Source organism: uncultured Cytophaga sp., from assembly GCF_937863595.1.
GTDB lineage: Bacteria > Bacteroidota > Bacteroidia > Cytophagales > Cytophagaceae > Cytophaga.
The window spans coordinates 1-9366 of record NZ_CALMGQ010000138.1 but is presented as its reverse complement, the minus strand read 5'-3'; the positions used below and the strand labels follow the sequence as shown (position 1 = coordinate 9366).

Below are 9366 nucleotides of genomic sequence, written 5' to 3'. Positions count from 1 at the left end.
ATCTACATAATCTTCTTCAAACATATCATAATTGCTGTCTCTTACATTCACATTACTTATTATTGTTTCTTGTGCTTGAAATCTGGCGACTTCTGTTTCAACTTGTCCACCTAACAACCAAACAACAACTACCCCTCCGGGTGCTAAACCTACTACTATATCTTTGTAGGTATCTTTTTTATTTAGATCGTATTCATAATAACCTTCTTCAAAAAGCGCAATCATCTTTTCTCTGGGCAATTGAAATTTACCTGTATAAAATTTATTCTCTCTAAATGAAAGCCAAGTGATGATTAGGCTATCGGGAATTGCTTTTGAGTCAGGACCAACTACAACGGAGCCACTTTCTGTACCCCAGCCTTCATTTGCAACACCCCACAAACCAAAAGTAGCACTGTAGTCTTTGTCTGTTAGGCCTTTTAACTCACCTCTATATATTCGCATTGGGTAGTTTTCAGGAGCAGATACCGTATGTGACCAATCAAATTTTTTATTTTCCATGAGTGTTTTTTTTTCTGTAGTTTGACAAGATATACATGTGCTGTTTAACACAAGCACACACAAGATTAATAGGTGTTTCATTTTAAGTTTATTTTGGATAGGATACCCTAATTCGTTCATTGTTTGGCATATTGGGTTCCATGCCCAAACCTTTGTAATTGGCAGACCAATGAAAATATTCATTTCGTAGTTGCAATAACTCGTGTTGTTCTTTAACTTCTTTTAAATAATCAGCATATCGTTGATCGGGTATTTTCGCATCTTTGTAGTGTTGACTTAAGACATACAAATTTTTCAATTCGATAGCAGGCCCGTCTTTAAATACAAATGTGTGCAAACGTTCTTTTATTTTAAATAACAATTCATCTGGAATCTTTTTGTTTGTTTTTTCATCATTAATTTTTAGTGCATGTTTTTTTTCTAATCCGCCTTTATCAAAAGGTAAGGGTTTTTTATGGTTTAGTGCAAATTCACACATAAAATGCAAGGGTATAAAACTGTAGGTGTTATATAATTTACGGGTGCCATGCAGCCAGTTGGTTCTAGTATTGTGTTGTATGATTTTTAATTGATCTGATTTATACCACCCATCTGCAATTAATGCAGTCCGTTCTTTTTCTATTTCATCTGTACCCAATGCTTGATAATTAATTTGTTTGACAACTTCTATGTCACCGTCTACATAAGCACCGCCTACATCACAATGTACACCAGGCAATATTTTTTCGATAGCGATTTTTTTCTTTGGGTCTGATTGAAATGCTGTAGGCGTTGTTTTAATTTTAGTTAAAGCAAAATTTTCTCGATGTTCATTTTCTGCGGTAAAATGAATGATTTTATCGGCATGATATATCGATTCCAAATGTAATTCTTCCACGTCGTTTGTAAAATCGTAAAATGCAGCATTTCCTAATGTTGTAGCACCTTCCTCATACGATGATACAGTATCAAAAATACCTAAAAAACGAATGTGAATATTTTTGACTTCATACCCATTTTGTTTTAAATGAAAACCTAAATGTCCATACATAGGTAATATTTGTAATTGTGTAATCTTACCAAAACTGTCTTTATATTCAGTATGGGGTGGTGAAAATCTTGTGCCGGTAATATTTTTAGACGTAGCTTTATACGCAGGTTTCGTAACCTCATACACAAAATTACGACTTGCTGCAGCACCTCTACTAAAGCCGAATACATCAAAGGTTAATGTATTTATTTTTTTATCAGGAGCAAGTTTAAAAATCTTGTCAAATAATTTATCACAACCTTTTCGTACTTTAGATCGGATACCCGTTGCACCAGAACCAAAGGCATACCCCATGTTATCGTCTTTTAATAAATTTTCTGTTCCTATGCCTTCTATGTATACACTATGGGTTTTATCGTAAAAATCCCATAATCGGGCAACGTTGCTGTAAGAGTTATAATAGCTATTGGTTTTGTCTGAACTATTCTCTTGAAATACTTCTGTGTTGGCTTCTCGTTGTTCGGTATTTGTTTTGTTGTTTCTAGTGCCATCAAAAAATACACCCAAATTAAGATCAATGTATTCAACGGTATCATGCTCTATATTAGTCGGGGCATCGTAGGCAAAGGTATTGCGTTGGCCGCTATCGGTTATTTTGATGTCCACGCCACCAAATGTACATTTGTTTGTACTTTTTAACAATAAAGGAGATTGATTCTGCACCTTAAAACTTCCTGTATCTTTCCATTTATCTAGTTGAATTACTGCCGCGCAAGGCGAGGCAGCATTCGGGCTTTTAGTGCAGGTGCCCATAAAAAGCATGTTGGGCTTACCCTTATCTTTAACGGTCGCAATGGGTTTCCCTTGCAAACTTGGGGTGTCGTACGTAACCATTAAGGTACCAAGGGGATTTGTACAAAGTGTGCATTGAATTTTAGCGCCACTAATTACAAGCTTTTGATCCAATTTTGCTTTTTCTTGTTTTTTACTTTCAGAAGATTCTTCATCCAACTTAGCCATAGTATCTTTCTCTTGTGCACTCGCACCATCTCCGGCTTTGGGTGCCAAAGCAGTAATGAGTCTATCACTAGTACCACTAGGTGTAATTGCGAAAATAGAAATTACAATTGAAATAATTTTTTCAAACCAACCCATCTTACTGAATAATTTAATGCTGTAGAATCTATATTTATTTGTTTTGTACACTGATCAAGCGCACCATCTAAGTACGTGCAGGTACCTGTATAAGCAAGGACTTTATTATTTTCAGTATTAGATTTCCCTTTGATCTCAATTTTAAGCAATTGTTGCATTTCGGTTTCTTGTATCTTGTATTCTAAGCATTCTTCAAATACTTCATTATTCAGTGCTTCGTCATATGCAACCGTTACGTTAACCGATTTTTCTGGAAGGAGTTCTGACCAATATCCATTAAAAAACAATCCATACATAGAGGGTAGGTGAATGTACTTTAGTACTGCATCATAATCTTGCATCTGTACATCCATTTTACATATAAGGTCCCATTTTTCAATATCTGTATCATCATATTCCAATAATAGATTATTTTTCAATTCAGCCCACTCTTGTTGTAAATAGGGGAAGTTGTAAATCTTTTTAATTGCACCAAGACCATCTGCCCCAATTACCAATAGTCTAAAAACGCTATGGAGTTTATTGAATAGATCTGCTGAAGAATCCACTCTATTTTTCAATTCAAACGTAGAGTGAATGCATCCCAATTGATATTTATGTAAAGAATCAATCATCCCAACATAATATATTCGAACCGTACGATCGATGGTATAAATGGACCATTTACCTTGCTTATTTAATACTTCATTTGAGATAGAAAATAACAAAAGTTGATCAAAGCCATTGGTTGCATGCTTTATTTTTTTTTCTGTATGAATCATGTCTAACATTATTACCCTTTATTTAATTGAGCATCTGATTTTCCATGTAAGGTTGCCATCTTAGAACTTTTGATCAGCGCGTCTCCAGCAGTTGCATCTATTGTTACGGCAGATGTTGTCATTTCAAAATTTCCATTAATGGAAACGTTTTTATCTGCCTTTACATTTTCTGTAGTTTCATTGGAATTGATTTCATGATTTTCAGAAATATTCATGGTATGATTTGCACCAATAGTTGTCTTCATATCTTTGCCAATTTCAATCGTCATATTGTCATCAATATTCATGATCATATTTTTTGCATTGAAGGTCATGGTTTCGGGTGCGGTAATGGTTAGGTTTTTACCTTTGGTATCTAAAAATATGGTATTGCCATTTTTATCTTTAATGGTAATGCTTTCGCCACCACTTGTATCATTAAACTCTAGCGTATGCCCGCTGCGCGTTTGTATGGATTTGATGCTGTTTTTATCCTTGCCACCAGCAGCAATACTGCCATGAAACAAGGATCCCAATACAAACGGTCTGCTTGGATCGTTGTATCGAAAGCCAATCATCACTTGGTCGCCTACTTCAGGTACAAATACCTGTCCGCGGTTTTTGCTTACATCGCTGCCTTTGCCACCACCTGCATCGGGTGTCATCACACGTATCCAATCTGTTTTTTGATGGGTGCCTTGTTGCCACAGCATTTGTACGCACACACGCCCCATTCCTTTGGGGTCGTTGTTTTCTGTTACTATCGCCATTTGCGTTTGCGCAATAGGCTTGATAGCAGAGAAGGGGATTGTTTCATTTGCAGAAGGAATGGCTTCTATCGTATTTTTATAAGACCCTGTGCCCGTTAAAAAATGGGAGACTTTGGTTACCAGATATTCGCCATGGTCGTCATAGCCCTTTTTGGGTGCTGCTTTTGATAATTTTATGGTTACGTTATTTCCGAGCAATACCTTCGGACTGTCGCCTGTTGCTTTTAACAACATAGTTGTAGCGGCGTGTTTCCCTTTCTGTACTTTCACATGCGCATCCATTTGGCTTTGATCGTTGATGCGAATAACAGCGGGTTGTTTTACGGGTTTGCGATATAATTCGGACGAACGCTTTAAGGCTGTTTTGGTTAAACTGGATGTGGTATCAACCGAAGGCAGGCTTGCCATTATTATATTATCGTCTGCCGATTTGTAACTGTATACATCTGCATTGCTGGGGAGTAATTGCATGGCATAATTCATAGAAGAAATATTGCTGCCATAGACCAATTCTATATTTTGTTGTTTGCTTGGTCTGCCAAAACACAAATCGGTACCGTCGAAGAAAAACCATTCTCCGTATTCGGCAGACAATCGATTGATGAAATCAAAACTGTTTTCGCCGTATTGGCACATGTAGTCGATTTCTTCTTTGTGAAAAGGTTTGATTTGCAGATTGAGTTGTGAAGAGGTGGTAAACTCGATGCATTGATGCACGATATCTATCAATCCCATTTTTTCAAAAGACATGTAATTGGCGCCTGCATCCAACAAACAGGTTCTGCTTTTTCCTTTCAATACCAATTTGCCCCATGCACCATCTCCTTGTTGCAAACCTACTTCGGTAACAATGCCATTAAATTCATTGTCGTGCGGATCCTTTTCTCCAAAGCCGATGTATAAATCTCTGCCAACATAATCTTGATAATCATATAAATCATGCGAGGCTAGCTTGCCCAATACATCTTGATCGAGTATGACTTCAAACGTATGATGCGCATTAAAGGATTGGTGCAACACAATTGAATTGCAAAATGGAACAGATTTACCATCGAGGATAATTTCAAAACGGATTTCTTTAGACATAGCTGGAATAATGATTTAAAAAGAGTAGTACTATAATTAAGATGCTTGCGTCGAAATCATTTTATTGAATAGTTATTTTTATGAATTCAATAAAAAGACACTTTATACATACAATGCTTACAAAATAAACATCTATGTAAATACATTAATTAAATACTAAGTAATTTATAAATATGTGATTACTAAGTTTTCAATTTAATACATGTTCATTTTTCGACATATATGTTACAATATATGCACTAGAAGTTACATCGCATAATTATTCAGAATTTGTTATCTTATGTTAACAAAATGGGAATGCTTCAACTTTTAATTGTTGGTTAGAAGTATTTTAGGGAGAATGTATTAGTGGTGAGGTGTCGATAATAAAAAAGTGGTCAGGAAATAAATACAGGTGCTGAAACCTTCCAAAGATAATGGTTTAAATATAATTGATGTATTGTATTCTTCATTAAATAATAAAAACAATTCAAAAACTCTATTGTATATTTAGCGATAATCTATGGAAAAGCACTTAATAGCAACTCAAAAATGTTATTCATTTATTTTTATAATTAAAGAGCATGAATTGTCTTTAACTTATGCAGCCAACCAATATCAACTATACAAACTTCAAAATAAACCTAAAAGAGCTTAAACTTTTATTCTATACTTCATGCTAGCTGCTCATAACTAGCAGCTAGAAACTACAAAGCTCCTTTCTTAATCTCCTCCACCACTTCTGGATCCAACAAGGTTGATGTATCTCCTAAATTTGTTCGTTCTCCTTCAGCAATCTTTCTTAAAATTCTTCTCAATATTTTACCTGAACGCGTTTTAGGCAAACCCGATACAATCTGAATTTTATCAGGCTTTGCAATCGGACCAATCATTTTAACAACGCTTTCTATGATTTCTTTTCGCAACTGTTCCTCACTTTTATCGGTCGGATTACATATCACGTAAGCATAAATTCCTTGTCCCTTTATATCATGAGGATAAGCAACAACAGCAGATTCAATCACATCTGTTTGTTCGTTGATTGCATTTTCTATTTCAGCCGTACCAAATCTGTGACCCGAAACATTGATCACATCATCTACCCTTCCGATAATTTTATAATATCCATTTTTATCGCGCTTACAGCCATCACCTGTAAAATACATATTTGGATAGGTGACAAAATACGTCTGTCTGCAACGCTCATGATCGCCGTATGTAGTGCGTAAAATAGATGGCCACGGAAACTTGATGCATAAATTTCCCTCTACATCATTTCCTTCTAACACAACACCGTTTGCATCAACAATTACAGGCTGAATACCTGGCAAGGGCAAGGTTGCATAAGATGGAATCAACGGTGTAATACCTGCCAACGGAGATATTAAAATACCACCGGTTTCTGTTTGCCACCACGTATCTACAATGGGACAATTCTTTTTACCAATATGTTCGTCGTACCAATGCCATGCTTCTTCGTTAATGGGCTCACCTACAGAACCCAATACTTTTAAACTCTTTAACGAATAATTTTCAATGAGCTTTTCTCCAAACGACATCAACGAACGAATAGCTGTTGGTGCGGTATAGAAATGAGTCACTTTATATTTGTCAATAATTTCCCAAAAACGACCCGCATCTGGATACGTTGGAACGCCTTCAAACATTACCTGCGTAGCACCTTGTAATAATGGTCCATAGACCACATAACTATGTCCTGTAATCCAACCAATATCGGCTGTGCAAAAATACACATCCCCTTCTTTGTATTGAAAAACATTTGCAAACGAATAAGCTGTATAGACCATATATCCACCAATGGTATGTACAACCCCTTTAGGCTTCCCTGTAGAACCAGAAGTATATAAAATAAATAAAGGATCTTCCGCATCCATTTCTGTTGCTTCATGTACAGGCTTCGCTTTTTCTATTTCAGCATCCCACCAAAAATCTCTGCCTTGAAGCATTGTTACTGCACACCCTGTTCGCTTAGCAACAAAAACAGAAGTAACCGTAGTACATGAATTTAATGCTTCGTCTATTACAGATTTCACATCCATATTCTTGTTTCCCCTATACGAACCATCTGATGTAATAACAGCAACCGCTTGGGCATCGTTAATACGGTCTGCCACCGCACTTGCAGAAAACCCTGCAAAAATAATGGAATGTATGGCACCTATGCGCGCACAGGCTAATATTGCTACAGTAAACTCAGGAATCATCGGCATGTAAATACAGACGCGATCTCCTTTTTTTACACCTTTAGATATCAAAACGCCTGCAAACAAACATACTTGTTCGTACAGTTCTTTATAACTGATAGCCTTCCCTTGCTCTTCTGGATTATTTGGTTCCCAATACAGCGCTATTTTATCTGGTGTAGATTGAACATGCCGATCAAGCATATTTTCAGTAATGTTCAATTTACCTCCTACAAACCATTTAATATCTGGTTCAGAAAAATTCCATTCTAGGGTTTTACTCCACTTTTTCTTCCAAATAAATTGATCTGCTTGCTTCGCCCAGTACGCTTCCGGATCAGAAATACTTGCAGCATAGGTCTCTTTATATTCTTCAAATGACTGAATAGCTTTTATCATAGATATAAAAACGGTTTAATTCAAATTAAATATATAAATTTATATTTAATTATGACTTTGTGCATTCAATTTTAAAACATATTATTTTAATAGGCATATTATTTATATGTCCTTTGGCACATTATGCGCAAACACAAGATTCTCAGACAGAAGAATATATCATTATTGATAGTATCCATATTGTTGGAAATAAAAAAACCAAAGAACACATTCTATTACGTGAATTGGATTTTAATGTAGGAGATACGATAGTTATTGAAAAACTGGATGCACGTATACTACTTACCCAAAATAGACTTTTCAATACTTCTCTATTTTTAGAAACAAATACATACATAGAAGGAAAAGACTCTATCCATAAAACACTTCATGTAACGGTTAAAGAACGTTTCTACACGTACGTTATACCCATTATTGGTTTAGCCGATCGAAATTTTAATGAATGGTGGGTTCAACGCAATCACAACTTAAGCCGATTGGAATTAGGTATGTCTTTTTTACAGAAAAACATGCGGGGCAGAAATGAATCCTTAAAAGTTAAAACAGAGTTTGGATTTACTAAAAAAATTGAATGCACCTACACCATCCCCTATTTAACAACATCTAGAAAATTAGGATTGATTTATTATGTAGGTTATATTTTAAACAAGCAAGTTGCTTACAACACAATTCGAAATAAACTCTTTTATATTGAAGATAATTCCTTCATTCGAGAACGTTTTTCCTCAGGTTTAACATTTACATACCGAGGAAAATTTTATATTGAACATCAATTAGGCGTTACGTACTTCAACAATCACATCGGCGATACAATAGTTACGCTAAACCCAACGTATTTTTCAAATGCGCATACCAAACAAGAATACATCAGTTTGAAATATGCATTCATACGCGATCATAGAGATATTCGCTATTACGCTTTAAAGGGTTCATACATTCGATTTGATGTAGAACAAATGGGGCTGGGCATCAATAAGGACATCTTTCTAACTTCTTTAAAAGGCGAAATAAGTATTTTTCAACCCTTTAAGAAAAAGTTTTATCTAGCTACCACATTGAAAGGAAAGTATTCATCGCCAATCAATCAACCCTATTTTAACCAACGTGGATTGGGTTACGATAAGGAAGCTATAAGCGGGTATGAACAATATGTTGTGGATGGACAAAAATACCTATTAAGCAAAGTGAATTTTAAATACAAATTGTTTGATTGGAATGTAAACTTAAATAATTTTCCTGAAAAACGGTTTGCTAAAATACCGCTTATGGTTTATTTTAAAACATATGTAGACATGGGGTATGTTTGGGATAACCGATCAAGCGTCTATGCACTCGGGAATATACATTATGCAAATACGTATTTACCTGGCGGTGGCTTTGGTTTGGATTTTGTTACCTATTACGATTTCGTAATTCGAGTAGAATACTCTGTTAATCGTGATATGCAGAGTGGTGTGTTCATCAATTTTAAAGCAACGATTTAGGAAGTACGGAGTATAGAGTACAAAGTACAAAGTACAAAGTACAAAGTACAAAGTACAAAGTACAAAGTACAAAGTACA

The 9366-nt window shown here is 35.5% G+C and carries 6 protein-coding genes; 1 reads left to right on the top strand and 5 read right to left on the bottom strand.

Going from position 1 to position 9366, the window contains the following annotated elements; translation table 11 throughout:
- The 5 genes from Q0543_RS12105 to acs all read right to left on the bottom strand — a co-directional run.
- On the bottom strand, positions 1-582 hold a 582-nt coding region (locus Q0543_RS12105), incomplete at its 3' end, for a DUF2931 family protein (RefSeq protein WP_299253311.1).
- 7 nt (positions 583-589) lie between these two features.
- Positions 590-2626 (bottom strand): PAAR-like protein, encoded by a 2037-nt coding sequence (locus Q0543_RS12100; RefSeq protein WP_299253308.1) that lies wholly within the window; start codon positions 2624-2626, stop codon positions 590-592.
- Positions 2593-3387, bottom strand: coding sequence for a hypothetical protein (locus Q0543_RS12095; protein ID WP_299253306.1), 795 nt, complete (start codon positions 3385-3387; stop codon positions 2593-2595). Before Q0543_RS12095 ends, Q0543_RS12100 begins: the two co-directional genes overlap by 34 nt.
- A gap of 11 nt (positions 3388-3398) precedes the next feature.
- Positions 3399-5222, bottom strand: coding sequence for a phage baseplate assembly protein V (locus Q0543_RS12090; protein WP_299253304.1), 1824 nt, complete (start codon positions 5220-5222; stop codon positions 3399-3401).
- A gap of 686 nt (positions 5223-5908) precedes the next feature.
- Positions 5909-7804, bottom strand: a complete 1896-nt coding sequence (gene acs / locus Q0543_RS12085) for an acetate--CoA ligase (protein ID WP_299253301.1) — start codon at positions 7802-7804, stop codon at positions 5909-5911.
- A 59-nt stretch (positions 7805-7863) separates the two neighbouring features.
- Between acs and Q0543_RS12080 the strand changes: the two genes are divergently transcribed.
- Positions 7864-9288, top strand: coding sequence for a BamA/TamA family outer membrane protein (locus Q0543_RS12080; RefSeq protein ID WP_299253298.1), 1425 nt, complete (start codon positions 7864-7866; stop codon positions 9286-9288).
- The last annotated feature ends 78 nt before the right edge of the window (positions 9289-9366 follow it).